General features: G+C 63.2%; 16 protein-coding genes. 7 read left to right on the top strand and 9 right to left on the bottom strand.

Annotated features, from left to right (window positions below; genetic code table 11):
• The first annotated feature begins 79 nt into the window (after positions 1-79).
• Together ACNSN4_RS10855 and ACNSN4_RS10850 are read left to right on the top strand one after the other, a co-directional pair.
• Entirely contained in the window at positions 80-1213 is a 1134-nt protein-coding gene (locus ACNSN4_RS10855; RefSeq protein WP_418285831.1) for a CRISPR-associated protein Cas4, read from the top strand.
• Positions 1214-1372: 159 nt separating this feature from the next.
• On the top strand, positions 1373-1588 hold the full coding sequence (locus ACNSN4_RS10850) for a hypothetical protein (protein WP_418285830.1): 216 nt from the start codon (positions 1373-1375) through the stop codon (positions 1586-1588).
• Between the two features lie 195 nt (positions 1589-1783).
• On the opposite strand, the gene ACNSN4_RS10845 is transcribed toward ACNSN4_RS10850, so the two are convergent.
• Together ACNSN4_RS10845 and ACNSN4_RS10840 are read right to left on the bottom strand one after the other, a co-directional pair.
• Positions 1784-1984 (bottom strand): hypothetical protein, encoded by a 201-nt coding sequence (locus tag ACNSN4_RS10845; RefSeq protein WP_418285829.1) that lies wholly within the window; start codon positions 1982-1984, stop codon positions 1784-1786.
• Positions 1985-2162: 178 nt separating this feature from the next.
• On the bottom strand, positions 2163-2699 hold the full coding sequence (locus tag ACNSN4_RS10840) for a winged helix-turn-helix transcriptional regulator (protein ID WP_418285828.1): 537 nt from the start codon (positions 2697-2699) through the stop codon (positions 2163-2165).
• A 316-nt stretch (positions 2700-3015) separates the two neighbouring features.
• On the opposite strand from ACNSN4_RS10840, the gene ACNSN4_RS10835 reads away from it, so the two are divergent.
• Both ACNSN4_RS10835 and ACNSN4_RS10830 read left to right on the top strand, forming a co-directional pair.
• Entirely contained in the window at positions 3016-4785 is a 1770-nt protein-coding gene (locus tag ACNSN4_RS10835; RefSeq protein ID WP_418285827.1) for a transposase, read from the top strand.
• Positions 4786-5050: 265 nt separating this feature from the next.
• Positions 5051-5776: a guanosine phosphorylase gene (locus tag ACNSN4_RS10830; RefSeq protein WP_418285826.1), complete on the top strand. Its 726-nt coding sequence runs from the start codon at positions 5051-5053 to the stop codon at positions 5774-5776.
• 24 nt (positions 5777-5800) lie between these two features.
• Here ACNSN4_RS10830 and ACNSN4_RS10825 read toward each other — a convergent pair whose 3' ends face one another.
• The gene (locus tag ACNSN4_RS10825; protein ID WP_418285825.1) at positions 5801-6250 is read right to left on the bottom strand and encodes a UPF0179 family protein; all 450 of its coding nucleotides are present in this window, start codon (positions 6248-6250) and stop codon (positions 5801-5803) included.
• A gap of 128 nt (positions 6251-6378) precedes the next feature.
• Here ACNSN4_RS10825 and tmcA point away from each other — a divergent pair, with 128 nt between their 5' ends.
• On the top strand, positions 6379-8757 hold the full coding sequence (gene tmcA, locus ACNSN4_RS10820) for a tRNA(Met) cytidine acetyltransferase TmcA (RefSeq protein WP_418285824.1): 2379 nt from the start codon (positions 6379-6381) through the stop codon (positions 8755-8757).
• Positions 8758-9045: 288 nt separating this feature from the next.
• Here tmcA and ACNSN4_RS10815 read toward each other — a convergent pair whose 3' ends face one another.
• Together ACNSN4_RS10815 and ACNSN4_RS10810 are read right to left on the bottom strand one after the other, a co-directional pair.
• On the bottom strand, positions 9046-9375 hold the full coding sequence (locus ACNSN4_RS10815) for a 4Fe-4S dicluster domain-containing protein (RefSeq protein ID WP_418285823.1): 330 nt from the start codon (positions 9373-9375) through the stop codon (positions 9046-9048).
• Positions 9376-9471: 96 nt separating this feature from the next.
• The gene (locus ACNSN4_RS10810) at positions 9472-11244 is read right to left on the bottom strand and encodes a glutamate--tRNA ligase (protein ID WP_418285822.1); all 1773 of its coding nucleotides are present in this window, start codon (positions 11242-11244) and stop codon (positions 9472-9474) included.
• A gap of 257 nt (positions 11245-11501) precedes the next feature.
• Here ACNSN4_RS10810 and ACNSN4_RS10805 point away from each other — a divergent pair, with 257 nt between their 5' ends.
• Positions 11502-11729: a DUF8527 family protein gene (locus ACNSN4_RS10805; RefSeq protein ID WP_418285821.1), complete on the top strand. Its 228-nt coding sequence runs from the start codon at positions 11502-11504 to the stop codon at positions 11727-11729.
• Between the two features lie 80 nt (positions 11730-11809).
• Here the strand turns inward: ACNSN4_RS10805 and surE are convergent, their stop codons facing one another.
• Positions 11810-12658: a 5'/3'-nucleotidase SurE gene (gene surE, locus ACNSN4_RS10800; RefSeq protein WP_418285820.1), complete on the bottom strand. Its 849-nt coding sequence runs from the start codon at positions 12656-12658 to the stop codon at positions 11810-11812.
• Positions 12659-12820: 162 nt separating this feature from the next.
• Entirely contained in the window at positions 12821-13882 is a 1062-nt protein-coding gene (gene carA, locus ACNSN4_RS10795) for a glutamine-hydrolyzing carbamoyl-phosphate synthase small subunit (RefSeq protein ID WP_418285819.1), read from the bottom strand.
• Between the two features lie 96 nt (positions 13883-13978).
• On the opposite strand from carA, the gene ACNSN4_RS10790 reads away from it, so the two are divergent.
• The gene (locus tag ACNSN4_RS10790) at positions 13979-14392 is read left to right on the top strand and encodes an Lrp/AsnC family transcriptional regulator (RefSeq protein WP_418285818.1); all 414 of its coding nucleotides are present in this window, start codon (positions 13979-13981) and stop codon (positions 14390-14392) included.
• Between the two features lie 58 nt (positions 14393-14450).
• Here the strand turns inward: ACNSN4_RS10790 and ACNSN4_RS10785 are convergent, their stop codons facing one another.
• Positions 14451-15314 carry a DUF7344 domain-containing protein gene (locus ACNSN4_RS10785; protein WP_418285817.1) on the bottom strand — a complete coding sequence of 288 codons (864 nt, stop codon included), beginning with the start codon at positions 15312-15314 and terminating at the stop codon, positions 14451-14453.
• Positions 15315-15523: 209 nt separating this feature from the next.
• A complete protein-coding gene (icd, locus tag ACNSN4_RS10780) occupies positions 15524-16786 on the bottom strand; it encodes an isocitrate dehydrogenase (NADP(+)) (protein WP_418285816.1) in 1263 nt (420 codons plus the stop codon).
• Between the last annotated feature and the right edge of the window lie 10 nt (positions 16787-16796).

Here is a 16796-nt window from a genome sequence, read left to right as displayed (position 1 = left end):
TTAACCGCATTCGTACAATGGATTATTCGGAAACGACACACGGCTCCCTTTTGTTCCCCATATTCTCTCCTCGATTGTGATGAGCGACCCATCCGGAGACAAACCTCCTGAAACGGAATCTCCACCACCGAGTTCTGAATCCGATGTCCACTCAGTAGTTCGTGATCGGATCACGAACCGGGAGTTCAACGAGTGGTACAGCGAACAGCAATTCCAGAACAACATTCTCGAAGGGAAGGCGTATTTCAATGGCCCATCTCCACCCAAAAACCCAGAGCAGCATACGCCAAGCAAACTCTTGCAGTGCCATCGAAGAGCCAGTTATGCGCGAAAGAATGCACCGCGGGAAGGCTCACAACCAGAGGGCTTGTTCTGGATCGGGTCAGAGTTCGAAGTACAGCTCATCGTCCCATTTCTCCAAGACATAACGACTGCAAACACATACGTTGCGAACTCACTCTGGATCGATGCTGAGCTTGCTGTCAGTGGAACGGAACTCCAAGTACGCGGGTCAACTGACCCTGCGATCGTGAACGCTGATGCAGATCCGCTGTTCGTGACGGAAATCAAAACCACGACATCACTCGATCATCTCTCCAATCCTAAGCCACATCACCGCGCACAGTTACACGCGTATCTGTACGCGCTCAACAAGGAATATGACCGCTCAATAACCGAGGGGATGATTGTATATGGGAGTCGGAAGACGTTCGACATCGAAGCGTTCCACGTTAGGTTCGACCCGGAATTCTGGGAGCGTGTTGTGGATTGGATGCGAACGCAGACAGAATATGAACGGGCTGGTGAGCTCCCACCAGCCACGCCGGAAAGAGACTGGGAGTGTAACTACTGTTCGTTCAAGCATCGCTGCGGTGAAGCCAACACACCATACTCAGATACCGGCTATGACGGTTTGCTACCGGTGTTTGATGAGTACGCCCGACAGAACCTCCAAGAGTATCTAGAAGCGCACGAGGACCGTGATGCGCGTCTCACACCGACACTCGCGCATCATTTCCCCGAACTTGTGGAAACATTTGGAGCCTACGATTGGGGGTGTTCTGCATGTGGTGCCTCATTCGACTGGGATTGCGTTGATTGGGACGGCAACGCAGACGATCTCCCTTTCTGCCCGGATTGTGCTGAAGAGGGAAATCTAGTCACTCTGAGTGGTCCTGAGGCAGACTCGCAACTTAGCGGAAATCGAGAATGAAACTGAGACCAGCGGCTCTGTTGAAATTCCATTCATCAGACACATTATTGTCTGAAACAGCCGGTCGCTGAAAGGTGCGAATGTAGTATGGATTGACGGTTATTTCTCAAAATAAATACATACAGTACTTACAATAGGACAAGTAACTTCATGGTGTACATGGAGGTTCACTCCTATCTCAGAGACGCACTTTATCTCGGCTCGATGCTCATACTAAGTGTGGTTATCGTCGGAATTGTCTATTCGCTATCGCAGGGCGAAGGACCTCTTGAGTTGGTGACTGAAATGGCGACAAACCCATTTTGGTGGCTTCTCATCGGTGTGTTCCTGTTTGTTGTGATGCTCCCCGGCTATCGGAAAGCGAAACAGGACTAATAGGCGGGTATTCTGCGGTTCATACGTGTGGCCACTTTATCGAATAGAGGAGGTCCACGTTCGTTCAGATATGCTGTGGTGAATCAATTGGAAAGTAGACCTCCTGTACTGACCGATCTACGGTCGATACTTCCGGGGTTGCGCGGCTGAATCACCCGCAAGATCGCGCTTGCGAATTAGCCGTACCCGACGTAGTTACTCCTCCCGGAGGAATAACCGGTCAATGGCCAGCATACAAACTAAAAAGGTGAGTACAAATACGATGATGACACCGACCGCGCCGGGAAGGCCTCCGAGTCCTGCCGTGGGGACAAGTGTCGCAGCACCGCTCGCAATTGCGAACGATACTAACAAGAAACCAAGATTCTCGTTCCAAGTTGGTTCTCTGTTCAACATATTTTCTGTAAACATGAAGAGTATAAACAAGTTTCTCTACTGAGGACTTCTACTGAGCGATCCGTGAGTTCCCTGTACTAACCGATTCGTGAGTCCCCTGAATTGACCGCAATCGAAGCAGAACATATCATTTCTCAAGAATTTCAACAGAGCCAGACCAGCCTAACTACCAAGGAAACTACTGGTCCGGATTGTCCTCGTCCTCGTCCGGGTCAGTACCCCATTGTTCGACTCTGCCGAGATCTTCCTTGACCATGAACTCATCATCGTATTTCGGTTCATCTCCAGGGTCAACCACAGACTCCCCAAACGGATCTTGATACGGAGTCTGGTCATCCAGCCGTGCTAATTCCTCGTTGTGATCTTCGACCCAGTTGAGTAAATCAGGCAGCTCGTTTTCTACGTCCTGCTGGTAATCGAGAATCGTCTGAACAGCATGAGTGAGACTCTGATTCTCCATTCTTCGCGTCACACGCTTTCCCCGCGTTGTGATTCGGTACTCGTTGTTGACACTGGTTTCTTCAGGATTCATTCCAGGAACGATGAGACCGAGAGCGCGAGCTTCAGTGAGACGACGCGTGAGCGTTGATGAACTGATTGTGAGCTGCTTGTCTAAGTCACTGAAGCGTTGTCCATCTTCCATTGAGAGTAGTGTGAGAACCCCGAGTGCCCCTCGTTTCTGAAGGAAATCACTAATCGACTCAGATTCCGGCATTCACCGCACCGTTTCGCGTGGATCCTCTTAGAACCGAAGATAACAGCGAATCAAACCTTGCTTTGTTTTGAACAACAATTGTTTCCGAACCTCACTGTACGGCTCCCAGATTAAACCCCGTAGTACGTACGTTAATTTGGAAATTCGGAAGTCGCACCCGCAAGAATATGCTTCGATTCAAAGTATCTCTCAGGCAAGTCATGCTCGGTTCCCGTTCCGGTTCGGTCTCGTTCCGGATGTGGTTCGGGAGCCACGCGTGGATGCCTGTTTACGCCGGTGTTACTGAGCACGGGCGTGTTCTGCGGTGGTGGTTTTGGTGACAACTGCCGACGACCAGGGTCACCACGATGAGATCCTGAACTCTATTGAGGAGCAGACGGAGGACTTGTGCCACATCCACGACCACATTACTCGGGTCATCACGAACATCGAAATCGGTGACGAATGGTTCAGTGGGTACGATGAGCCCGAGCGTGCGAAGTTTGAGCTGGAACCTATGGTGCGGTTATTCCTCTACAAGCACGCGCGTGAATTGAATCAGTCGGAACTTGCGCGTCGATTGCGGGGTGCTGCGTACGTGTATCTCCGTCTCGGTTTTGACCGGCCGATCTCACAGCAGATCATCAGTCACAACAAACGCAATCGATTCGACCCGGAAGAGCGGAAACTTCTACGAGACGCTGCTACGGCCATTCGAACGGTGTGTAGCGAGCAGGATGTTATCCGGACGAACGAGCCGGCGCTTGATCCGGAAGATGTGAAGCAAGACCAGGTCAGTGAAGCGGAGATTATGGATGCGGTGAAGCGCGCGACTGACCTCGGATTCAGTGAGTTCAGCGCGGATCGTGCCAGTAACGCGAAGTACCCGTTGGAAGCGTACTTCGAGCGGCAGGGCTACCTAAACATGTCCCGCGCTGGGACTACAACCGCCTCACGACGGTTCGCCCGACTCAGCGAGCGGGAAACCGTGCCGCACGGTTCCTCGCATAACCGCACGATGAAGAAGGTCGCTAAGCCCGAATCCCAGCTCACGTTCGACGAATTCGTGACAGGGAAGCAGGAGCCAGAGTGGAAGCGGATCCGTGACGAAGTGCTGGAGCCGTTCCACGCTGGCGTTGAGAACATCCTGGACGAGCTCACCGATGAAGACTACGCCGAGGCTGGGTTTACTGAGCCGGTTCACGCGGCGATTGACATCACCGCGTGGAACTTCTATGCCTCGCCGTTCATGTCCGAGAAGACGGCTCGCAAGCCCGACAAGACTCCCATCAAAGTGACCATCGATGGGAAAGAGAAGTTGTTGGACCCTGACCACCCAGATTTGGTTTCCGGGCTCAAGGATAGCGATGAGCGAGGGTACAAGTTCGCCACGATCACGATCATCGCGGAGAACACGCCGATTGTACTCGGTGTGGAACCGGTACGCGATCAGCGGAAGTGGGAAAAAGAGATGGGATTGGATGTTGAGCGAACGTCTCGTGCTGACATCGTTGAGAGTTTGTTAGAGCAGGCGTCCCGGCACGTGGACATTAGCAAGGTGTTCCTTGACCGGGGGTTCAGTAGCCTCGAAACGCGCGACGTTATCGACCGCCGCGAGCAGTTGTATGTGCTCGGGAAGCCGGCGCGCGCGAAGGTTGACAAGGACCATATTGACGAGATTCAGGAGCACGAGGTGTACGACAGTCGAATCGTGCATGGTTCCCAGACATTCGACGGTCGTGAACACGACATGACGTACGTGTACACGCCGTCGAAGAAGGACGGGGACAAGTACGCAGTGTTCACGATCAACGAGCACGTCGATCATCACCGCGCGGAAGCGCTGCTCGGCCAGTACAGTCAGCGGATGGAGATCGAGAACGAGTACAAGACCATCAAGAAGCACTTCCTGCCGACATCTGCCTCGAAGGATTACCGGATTCGGTTCCTGTACTTCGTGATTGGAACGTTACTGTACAACGTCTGGCGGATGGCGAACTTCATCCTACGGGACGCGGTGGATGTCGATCTCGGTGAACACCCGCCGATCCTTGCGGGTGAGCTAATTGAGCTGGTCGCGTTCTGCCTGTTCGAACCACCTGACTGACCAACGGTTCTCTCCGCGTTAGCTCATTCTCCTGAGCGACAGCTGTCTTTTCTGAGCGCTGATTTCACCCAGTTCTGACTGGTTCGCCGTCAAATAGTAACCAGTCTGGTAGTTCAATCTCCATTTTCGTTCTCACGATCTCGTCAGTCCCCTGAGTCGCCGTTGACCCCCTTGTTTCGTTTGTAGAAACACCAAACAGTCAGGTTGGGTCCGATCTCGCCTGCCGACCGGTCCGTTTTTGCGCGCGGCGGCTGTCTCCGCGCACATGGCGAAACAGCCGCACCTGCTGGTAGAAGAGGGCGACGTCCACGAGATCGCGGTCATCCCCGGCGACCCGGGTCGCGTCGACCGGATCGCGGACCTCTGTGACGACAGCGAGGTCGTCGCGCAGAACCGCGAGTACAAGGTCGTCAACGCGAGCTACGAGGGCGTCGACCTCACGATCTGTTCGACCGGCATCGGCTGCCCGTCGGCCGCCATCGCCGTCGAGGAGCTCTCGCGCGTCGGCGTCGAGACGTTCGTCCGGTGCGGCACCTGCGGCGCGCTGCAGGCCGACATGGAGGTCGGCGACATGGTCGTCGCGACGGGCGCGGCCAAGGAGGAGGGAACGAGCAAGCGCTACGAGTCGGCGAACTACCCGGCCGTCCCCGACTACGACGTACTCACCGGCCTCGTCGACGCCGCCGAGGACAACGACGAGGAGATCCACGTCGGGCCGATCGTCTCCGACGACGCCTTCTACAACGAGAGCGACGAGTACGTCGCGGACTGGAACGACGCGAACCTGCTCGCGATCGAGATGGAGGCGGCGACCGTCTTCGCGCTCGCCCGCCGTAAGGGGCTTCGCGCTGGCGCGATCTGTACCGTCGACGGCAACCTCGTCGCGGGCAGCCAGAAGGGCGCGGACTCGGACGACGAGCTGCCCGAGAAGGCGAAGGACAACGTCGAGCGCGCGATCCGGATCACGCTGAACGCGATTACGTCGCTGTAGAAACGACCGCCCGCTTACTGCGGTTCACCCGTCTTCCGCTCTGAACTCCACCAGCGTCAGCTCCCTGTCGAGCGCGCACTCGTCGTGCGGCGGCTCGCCGAGCACTTGATCGATCACGCGCTCCTCGTCGAAGTCGGCACCGTCGGGGACGCAGTAGCCGTGGCTCGGGCACTCGGTGTGCGGGCACGGCCCCGCGAGCGACACGCGCCCGCCGGCGTACGCCTGCTTCGAGAAGACGTTCGCGGGGACGGGTGCGGGTTCGACCTCGACCGCGCGGACGCCCGCGTCGTGGACCGCACAGTCCAGCGTCTGTGCGTTCTCGCGAATTCCGGTCACGCGATACCGGGTCCCCTCGGAGAGGTTGAGACACTGCCCGCGGTAGGGACACCCCTCGCAGTCGGGCGATTCGCCCTGATACACGAACTCGCGACCCGTGTCCGCGAGCCGCGTGCCGATGAGCGTAACCGTAGTCATGAGCGATGTAACGCGCCGCGACGGTGTAAGCCTCCCGTCTTTGCGAGGCCGTCGGGACCACCGTTCCGCGCGAATCGCGGAGCCGGAGGGCAAGACACATCTCCCGCCCCGGGTAACGACCACCGAACATGATCGCGGAGCTCGCGCGCGCGGCGAAACGAGAGGCCGAGGCGACGAACGAGCGACGAGTCCTCGTATGCGCCGGCGAGCGCGACCGCGGGGTCGACGCCGCCTACGACGTCGTCGAGGCGGTCGACCCGGCCTCGGTCTCCGTCGTCTCGACGCGAGAAGGGTTCCGATTCGACGAGCACCGCCCCCGCAGCGCCGACGAGCTGCTCGGCAGAACCCGCGAGGTGGTCGTTCTCGACTGCCACGAGCAGTTCGTGCCGAACGCGCTCGGCCGGAGCGTCGGCGCGGTCGACGGCGGGGGACTCCTCGTCCTCCTCACGCCGCCGCTTGACGCGTGGCCGGCGAGACGCGACCGCTTCGACGAGTCGCTCGCGGTGCCGCCGTACGACATCGACGACGTGACCGGGCGCTTCCGCGAGCGCGTCGTCGAAACGATGCGCTCGCACCCCGGGATCGCGATCGTCTCGCTCGGAGCGACGCCGGAAGCGGACGACGTCGAACGCGACGGACTCACCGGTGTCATCGACGGATCACCGGAAGCGGATCCCGCCAGCGAGGTAACCGAGCGCCGACACGCCGCACCGCCGAATACGAGGTTTCCAGCGGGCGCCTACGAGGCGTGTCTCACGGGCGATCAGGTCCGGGCGGTCGCGGCGTTCGAGGCGCTTTCGGCCCCCGGAAACGCGGTCGTCGTCGACTCGGATCGCGGACGCGGGAAGTCGAGCGCGGCGGGGCTCGCGGCCGGTGCGTTGGCGCTCGCCGGCGACGACGTGCTCGTCACCGCACCCGCGTTCCGGAACGCCGCGGAGATCTTTGCGCGGGCAAACGAGCTGGTCGACGCCGAGAGCGGTCGAGCGCTCGGAACGGCGGGAGACGATAGCGACCGTCGGATCGAGACGACCGCTGGCGGGCGGGTTCGCTACCTCCCGCCGGCAGAGGCCGCGGAGCTGCCAGCGGACCCGGACGCGCTGATCGTCGACGAGGCGGCCGCGCTCCCGGTGCGGCTGCTGGAGCGGTTCCTCGACCCGTCGCTGTCGGTCGCCTTCTGTACGACCGTCCACGGGTACGAGGGGGCCGGACGCGGCTTCGCGATCCGGTTCCGCGAGCGGCTGCTCGGCGGACCGCTCGCGGTTCGAGACGTCCACCTCGACGAGCCGATCCGGTACGCCCGCGACGACCCGATCGAAGCGTGGGCGGCCCGAGCGCTCCTGCTCGACGCGCGGCCCGCGGTCGACGAGGCCGTGTCGGGGGCCGTTGTCGGCGATACCGCCTACCGGACGCTGTCGCCCGACGAACTGCTCGCCGACGAGACGCTACTCGGGGAGACGTTCGGGTTACTCGTCGCCGCTCACTATCGAACAGAGCCGAACGATCTCGCCCGCCTACTCGACGCACCGAACCTCTCGGCGCGGGCGCTCACGGCGGACGGACGGATCGTCGCCGTCGGGTTACTCGCCCGCGAGGGCGGATTAGACGCCGAGACTCGCCGCCGGATGTACGAGGGGGAGCGCGTCCGCGGCAACATGGTTCCGGACCTGCTCACGAGCCAGCTACGCGACGAGGAGGCGGCAGCGCCGCGAGGGATTCGGACCGTCCGGATCGCGACCCACCACGCGCTCCGCGACGAGGGGTTCGGCTCCCGACTGCTCGATGAGGTACACGCGGAGTTCGAAAGCGGGGGCGACACAGCGGGAGGCGGGGGCGACACAGCGGGAGGAGGAGGCAACGCGGCGGCGGACGGTGTCGACTACTTCTCCGTGGGATACGGCGCGACACCGCGACTCCTGCGATTCTGGCAGCGGGCGGGATATCGGACGGTCCACCTCTCAACGTCCCGAAACGACGTGTCCGGCGAGCACTCGGCGATCATGTTGCGACCGGCGGGCGAAGACGACGGGGCGGAGAACCCCGGTCGAACGCTGCTCGACCGCCACGCGGTCGCCTTCCGCGATCGCGAGCGCGACGGACTCTCCGACGCCCACCGCGACGTGGATCCCGACGTGGTCGGCGGCGCGCTCCGCGCGTGCTCGGCCCCAGTTTCGATCGATCTCACCGAGATCGAGTGGCGGTCCGTCATCGGCGCGTCGTTCGGGCCCGGCATGTACGACAGCGCGCCGGGCGCGTTCAGGGACCTCGCGCTCGCGGCGCTGATCGAGGGAGACAACGAATCCGATGACGACGCGCTCGACGACCGGGAGAAGCGTCTGCTCGTCCGGAAGGTCTTACAGGGCCGTCCGGGAGAGTCGGTCGCCGAGGAACTGGGCTACGTCTCGACGGCCGCGTGTATGCGGGCGCTGGGCACCGCGTACGAGCCGCTCGTCGAGCGGTATGGAACCGATTTCGCGCTCGCGGAGCGAGAGCGATTTATAAGCGAGTGAGCGGGCAGACGGCGGTGTTTACTGCGGTGTGCGGTGGCGTCGCCGGTGACGAGGCTGGTGGGAGTGAGGCTGCGGGCCCGCGAGCGACTGGAAAGAGCGAGCGGAGCACAGAAGTCGCAGCGCCGAGCGGAGCGAAGCGGTCGTCTTCCGGCGGTGCTGTGTGGGACTTTGGAGCGGTTTGCCCTCGATCCGTAATCAACCATATATAAATGATCAGCTCAAGGCTTGGAGCCGATCACCGCGACAGCAATGGCGTCTGCCCGTCTTCGGCGCCGCGGCCGCGGCGATCTAGATCCGGTTCTCGCGGCCGGGATCCACGTCGATCGCGTCGACCGGACAGACGTCGACACAGAGCATACAGTCGATACACTGGTCCTCGTCGATCGGGTTCGCCTTTCGGTCCGACTCGGGGTGTCCGGGGGTGTCGACCCACTCGAACACGTCGACCGGGCAGTCCTCCAAACACGCGCCGTCGGCGAGGCAGATGTCGAAGTCGACCGCGACGTGCGTGCCGCGGATCCCCTGTTTTTCCGGCGGCTCAACGGGGCCCCATACGGCGACGCCGTCCTCCTCGCCGAGCTGCTCGCGGTTCGTCTCGAAGTTGGGGTCGATAGCCATCTTGTGCGTGATTCGCCGCTCGGGGGTTTAAACTCCGCGACGAACGCGCTCGGCGACGCGAGGCCAGCGGGGTGTCTCCGCGACCGCCGCGCCTGCTCAGGGGTGTGCGTAGTACGCCACCAAGTCCTCGGAGCCGTCGGGACCGTCGTCCTCGTCGGTCGCGGCCGGCTCGAACGCGTCGATTCGCGCGAAGCCGACCCGCTCGAACTGGACGACCCCGTCGGGATCGACATCGACGACCGCTGGCTCGGCGTAGCCGCGCACGTCGCCGGAGACGGTGCGGAGCAGGGTTTCGAGCCCCTCCTCGGCGGGGACCCAGTGGATCACGTCCACGTCGCCCTCGCGGACCACGTCGATGCCGGCGTCGACGAAGACCAGCTCGTCGCCGTCGTACCGGACGCAGCCGTATCCCTTGAGCCAGACGCGGTCGCCCTCGGCGGGGAGATCGGACGATTCGACGACGACCCGCCCGGCGGGAATCGTCCGGTCCCCGCGGTCCGGGTGGTCCGGGTGGAGCGGCGGGTGGCCGGTCTCGGGCGCAGGCGCGTCGCCGTCGACGATCGGGAGGTCGACCGCGGGGTCGTCGTCACGGTCGCGCACGAAGAAGTAGCGGTTCGCCTCGTCGTCGACCAGATCGCGGTTGTTCGCGTACACCGACGACATCGCGAGGTCGACGTCGGAGGTCGACATCCCGAGCGCCGTCATCGAGTCGACGAGCGCCCGTCCCTGAATGCCGCGGCGGCGCATCGAGCGGATCGTCGGGGCTCGCGGGTCGTCCCAGCCGGTCAGCTCGCCGGTCTCGATGAGTCCGTTGATCGTCGACGTGGAGAGTTTCACGTCGTACTCGTCGACCTGCACGTGGCCCCAGTGGAGCACCTCGGGGTACTCCCAGCCGAAGTAGTCGTAGACGAACCGCTGGCGCTTCGCGGAGTCCTGCAGGTCGATGCCGCGGATGATGTGCGTGACGCCCGTGAGGTGGTCGTCGACGCCGGACTGGAAGTCGAGCATGGGCCAGCAGCGGTAGTCGGCCGCCTCCTCGCGCGGGTGCGGCGTGTCGATGATGCGGAACGCGACCCAGTCGCGGAGCGCGGGGTTCTTGTGCTCGATGTCGGTGCGCACGCGGAGCACCATCTCGCCGGACGCGTACTCGCCGTCGACCATCGCGTCGAACTCCTCGCGGACGGTCTCGCCGTCCTTGTCGCGGTGCGGACAGGGCTCGCCGTCGTTTTTCAGCGCCGAGAACGCCTCGCCGGAGCACGAGCAGGTGTAGGCACCGCCGGCGTCGATCAGCTCGCGGGCGTGGTCGTAGTACGTCTCCAGGCGGTCGGAGGCCTTCAGCACGCGGTCGGCCTCGAAGCCGAGATACTCGATATCCTCCAAGATAGCGTCGTACGCGTCCAGGTCGGGTCGTTTGGTCTCCGGGTCGGTATCGTCGAACCGGCAGATGAACTCGCCGTCGTAGCGCTCCTTGTACGTCCCGATGACGGCCGGCATCCGGGCGTGCCCGACGTGCCACGGACCGTTCGGGTTCGGGGCGGCGCGCATCACGACCGCGCCCTCCTCGGCGTTCGGGAGGTCGGGGAGGACGTGTTCGTCCTCCTCGTCGTCCGCCTCCAGCTCCGCGAGCGTGTCGGGCGCGAGCTCGGCGAGCCGGTCGCGACGCTCGCCCTCGTCCATGTCGCCGACCCGGTTGACGATCGACGCGAGGACGCCGGGTATCTCGTCGCCGTGCGGTCTGAACTCGGGGTTCTCGCCCATGAGCGGTCCCATGATGGCGCCCACGTCCGGATCGCTGCCGTGTTTGAGCGCGTTGTACAGCGCGGCCGTCTCGCCGGCCGCCTCGACGCGCTCGCGGAGTTCGTCGTCCATGTCCACCGGTTGTCGGGGTCGGCTCAAAAGCGCCGCGGAACGGCCGGGAGACGGGAGGTCGAGGAGACGGAAGGTCGAGGAGACGGAACGCCGGAGGACGGACCGGGAAGACGGAACGCGCACCGCCCGCCGTTCCCCTTTCCGACGCCCGGCACGGTCCGTCGGGTTGATAATCGCCCGAGCCGTCGACCCGATATGAACACGGGGGCGACCGACCGCCGACCGCGGATCGCGAGGGGATCGACGTGGTAGGACCGATGTCCGAGGCGGACCGCGACGCCGGCAATCGGAAGATCAAGGCGGCGTTCCTGCTGCTCGTTGCCGTCTCACCGCCGCTCATCGTGCTACAGTTCGATCCGTCGCCGCTGGAGTTGCTCGCCGCGCTCGGCGTCGGAGTCGTCCTCGGAGTCGCGGTGGTGTGGTACCTCGGCAAACTCGCCGCGGAGTTCACCGGCAATACGCGGCGGCCGCCCCGACGACGGTAGCATTTTTGCTGGCCGCCCCGACGGCGGTCGTATTCGCGGCGGTAGCATTCGCGGCGGTAGCATTCGCGGCGGACGAGTCGTTAGTCCTGATCGATCCGCGAGGGCGACCGCTTCCCGATCGTGACCGCCTCCCCGGCGCGGTCGCCGGCGACGGACCGCGACGACGACAGCGGCGAGATGCTGACCTCGCCGTCGACGGCCGCGAGTCGGTCGGACCCCGGATCGTCGGCGACGTCGCCGCGGAGGAACTCGCGCCAGAAGCGGTCGCGGAGTTCCATCCCCATCTCGCCGCGCCGCTCGTCGAACCCGGTCTCGCCAGCGCCGTCTTCGCCCGGACGGAACTCGATCACGTCGAAGCCGCGCGCGGGTTCCGTCAGCCGGTACGTCGGGTCCGCGGCGGCCTCGTCGTCCGCGGCCGGGACGTTGACGTTCAACACGTCCGCGCCGAACGGGAGTGAGGGGCGATCGAGGAGGTCGAGAACCACCTCGCCCGCGAGCGCGAAGTCGCCGTTCGAGAGGGTGGGCGGCACGGGGAGATTCCCCCGGTCGTACAGCGAGACGGCGATCGCGGGCGTCCCGAGGAACGACGCCTCCATCGCTGCACCGACCGTCCCCGACTGTCCGAGGATGTGCGCGCCGATGTTCGGCCCGTGGTTACAGCCGGAGACGACCACGTCCGGGTCGAGATCGAGCGCGACGTCGGCGACGGCGACGCAGTCGGCGGGCGTTCCCTCGACCGCGTAGCCCTGATCGGTCTCGGCGTACTCGACCGTGGTCTCCCACCACGAGCGGGCGCCGCCGACGCCGGACTGGTTGCTGGCGGGCGCGACGACCGTCACGTCGTGCTCGCGCGAGAGCGCGTCCGCGAGCGCCCGGATCCCGACGGCGTCGATCCCGTCGTCGTTGGTGAGGAGGATCTGTTTCGTCATGGCTGCTACTGCGAGCGGGCGGGCCAAAACGTCGCCGGTCGCGGGGAGGAAACGAGCGGACGATGAGAGAAGCGACGGTGGGCGGGAACCAACGGGCGTCGGCTGCGTGGTACTCCGAGTGGTCGGCGCGGTCGGCGGACCGAGAGGGCGTCGCGCGAGGGCTCAGTCGGCCGCGACGTGGGGCGTGGCGTTCGCCAGCTCCAGCACCTCGTCGAAGAAGCCGAGCGAGTCGTGCGGGCCGGGGTTCGCCTCGGGGTGATACTGACGGGTGATGACGTCCAGTTCCTCGCTGTCGAGTCCTTCGACGGTGTCGTCGTTGACGTTTATCTGGGTGACTTCCAGCGGACCGGTGTCGTCGACGGTGTAGCCGTGGTTCTGCGTCGTCATGACGACCTTCCTGTTGCGGAGGTCCTTGACGGGTTGGTTGACGCCGCGATGGCCGAACGCCATCTTCTTCGTCGAGCCGCCGAGCGCGCTCGTGATCACCTGCTGGCCGAGACAGATACCGGCCATCGGCAGCTCGCCCGCGAAGGCGTCGACGACTTCCTGGGCGGCGACGAAGTTCTCCGGGTCACCGGGGCCGTTCGAGACGAAGAGCACGTCGGGGTCAATCGCGGCCACGTCTTCGGGCGTCGCGTCGTACGGGAGGACGTGCACGTCCGCGCCGCGTTCCGTGAGCGAGGAGATGATCGAGCCCTTCGCGCCGCAGTCGAGCAGCGCGACGTCGACGAGGCCGTCGCCCTCGTAGACCGTCGTCTCCGTCACCGAGACCTGCGCGCCGATGTCGGTGTGCTCGCTCATCGGCTTGCAGGCCTCCATCTCGGCGACCGCGTCCTCGGGCGTCGCGTCCGGACCGGCCGCGATCCCGCAGGCCATCGCGCCCTCCTCGCGGACGGCCGTGACGATCTCGCGGGTGTCGACGTGGTCGACCGCGGGCACGTCTTCGCTCTCGAGCCACTCGGCGACGTCGTCGGTCAGCTCGCGGGCGATCGCCGCGCGCGGCTGGACCGAGTCGGACTCGAACCGCTCGATTCGGACGCCGTAGTTCCCGATAAGGGGGTAGGAGAACGTGAGGATCTGTTCGGCGTAGGAGGGGTCGGTGAGCGACTCCTCGTAGCCGGTGTACGCGGTCGTAAACACCAGTTCGCCGCGGGTGCGCCCCGGCGAACGAGCGCGTGCTTCGAACACGCGTCCGTCAGCCAGCGCGATATAGGCGTCCGACATTACGAGAAACGTACGCGTATTGGCTAATAAATGCGTCGTTCGTAGCTGCGTTACGATATTCGTAACGAGTAAGTTACCGGAGGGAGAGGGTCGACTATGGACGACCTCGATCGCCGGATCCTCTCGATCCTGCGCCGGGACGCGCGAACCCCGTACACGGAGATCGCCGATCGGGTAGGTACCTCCGAGGGCACCGTGCGCAACCGCGTCGATCGCATGACTGAAGAGGGGATCATCGAGCGATTCACCGTGACGACCCGCACCGGTAACGTGAAGGCGATGATCGAGATATCGGTGGAGATGAACGTCAACACCGCCGCCGTCGGCGAGCGGATGGTGGAGTGGGAGGAGGTCGACTTCGTCTGGCAGGTCTCGGGCGAGGACGACATCGTGCTCGTCGTCGACGCCGTCGACACGGGCGCGGTCAACGAACTCATCTCCCAAGCGCGAGAGATGGACGAGGTCAAATCGACGAAGACGCGACTCATCCTCGACGAACGGTTAGGGTAGGTGAAGACGTTGAGCGGCGATGAACGGATAAGCGAGGCGCTCAGCTACGGTGGCGTCTCTACTCGGAGAATGTCGTATTATACTCCTTCAGTAATCGAACGAGCGGTTCCACCTCGGAGAACTTCGGTCCCGTAGAGACGGTCTCGGCCTCCTTGTCCCACGTGATGTATCCGGCATCGGCTAATTTGGGTAAGTGGCTATGGTACAGCGGTATTCGGGCGTTCTCGTGGGGTATCTCTCGTTCGAGGGTAGCAATACTGGTCTCGGTGGGTGCCCCTATCAGCGTCATGAGAACAACGCGCCTTGAGCGGCTTTTGAGAGCGTCCATCATCGAGTCGATCGCGTCCGAAGAAACGGCGCGTACCTCGATAGCATCGCTACGCGCCCCTCGAGTCGGTAGCTCATTCCAGAGGTCTAACGTGTACGCGACCCACTGGCCGTACATCTCGACGAGGGCTTTCTCCGTGTCCCTGATTGGTTCATCGCGGGTGGCGGTGCTCGCAAAACAGAGCGTTCCATAGAGGTCGTCGGCAACCGAGACCGTCGTCCCGAGGTAACTTCCCAACTCGAAGGCGTCATGTGCTGGATCATCCTCCCACCCCTCAGCGAGGGCATCGCTGACGGCCATCGTCCCCTCCGGATCGGCGATGGTTTTCCGACAATAGGTCTGTGAGAGCGGGACGGTCGCTCCCGGTTTCAGCATCTCGTGGGAGCCGTGGACGATCTCGAAGCGTTCCGTCTCCTCTTCGAGGTCGATGTGGGACAAAAACGCGTACTCCAGGTCGAAATCGGCGGTTTCGTGTTCGAACAGTTGTTCGAGGCTGGTTCTCGGATCGATATTGGGGGCTAACAACGTTCGCCACAGGCGCTGAAAATAGGCCAACTCTTCGCCCGCGTCCGCGGTACAGATACTGTGTGTCATGGAATGGGCCCCGTGGCCGTGGCAGGTGGCGTGCTCTCTCTGATAACTTGGGTGAAGAGATATGCACCGACGTGTCATATAATTACGGGTGAGAAGAAATGACATTTAACTGACAGTTAAACAGTCCGCTCTACGAGTGCTCTGTCTGGTAAATACCGCAGATAAATCGGTGGCCCGCGTCGGCTCTGAGCCGACGCCGTCGATGCGAGTTACGCGAGCTCGTCGATCTGTTCGACGACGGCGTCCGCGAACTCGCTCGTCGCGAGCTTCTCGCCGCCCTCGATCTGCCGGTGAAGGTCGTACGTGACCTTGCCCGAGGAAATCGTCTCTTCGACCGCCTCGCGCACGAGGTCCGCGGCGTCGGACCAGCCGAGGTAGTCGAGCATCTCGCGGCCCGAGAGGATCATCGCGGTGGGGTTCACCTTGTCCTGGCCGGCGTACTTGGGTGCGGAGCCGTGGACGGGTTCGGCGAGACAGCGACCGTGGCCGCGGTTGATGCCGGGCGCGATGCCGAGGCCGCCGATCTGCGCGCCAGCGGCGTCGGACATGTAGTCGCCGTTGAGGTTCATCGTCGCGATGACGGAGTAGTCGTCCGTGCGAGTCAGCAGCTGCTGGAGCATGTTGTCCGCGATGCGGTCCTTGACGACGAGGGTGCCCTCGGGCTGCTCGCCGTCGTGCTCGTCCCAGAGCTGGTCCTCGGTGATGACGTCCTCGCCGTACTCCTCCTCGGCGACCTCGTAGCCCCAGTCACGGAACGCGCCCTCGGTGAACTTCATGATGTTCCCCTTGTGGACGAGCGTGACCGAGTCGCGATCGTTGGCGAGCGCGTAGTCGACCGCCTCGCGGATGAGACGCTTCGAGCCGAACTCGGAGATGGGCTTGACGCCGATGCCGACGGGGCCGTCGTGGATGACGTCGGCGACGTCCATGTCCTGCTCCAGGAAGTCGCGTACCTGCTCGGACTCGTCGGTTCCGGCCTCCCACTCGATTCCGGCGTAGACGTCCTCGGTGTTCTCCCGGAAGGTGATCATGTCCATCTCCTCGGGATTCTTGACGGGCGAGGGGACGCCGTCGATGTAGTAGGTCGGGCGGACGTTCGCGTACAGGTCGAGCGTCTTTCGCAGCGCGACGTTCAGCGAGCGGAAGCCGGCACCGACGGGGGTCGTCAGCGGGCCCTTGATCGCGACGCGGTGGTCGCGGATGGCCGAGACCGTGTCCTCGGGGAGGTTCTCGCCGTACTTGTCTCGGGCGCTGCCGCCGGCGTAGACGCGCATCCACGCGATGGAGCGGCCGGTCGCCTCGGCGGCCGCGTCGAGTACCTGCTGTGCCGCCGGTCCGACGTCGGTCCCGATTCCGTCGCCGTGGATGATCGGGATAATCGGGTTATCGGGAACGTTCAGCTCGCCGGTCTCCTCGTCGGCGAGCGTGATCGCCTCGCCGTCGTCGGGGACATCGACTTTATCGTAGCTCATGAACGTTCGT

The organism is Halorubrum marinum, assembly GCF_048381195.1.
Taxonomy (GTDB): Archaea; Halobacteriota; Halobacteria; order Halobacteriales; family Haloferacaceae; genus Halorubrum.
The sequence above is the reverse complement of the archived record's forward strand: the minus strand, read 5'-3'. Positions and strand labels throughout refer to the sequence as shown.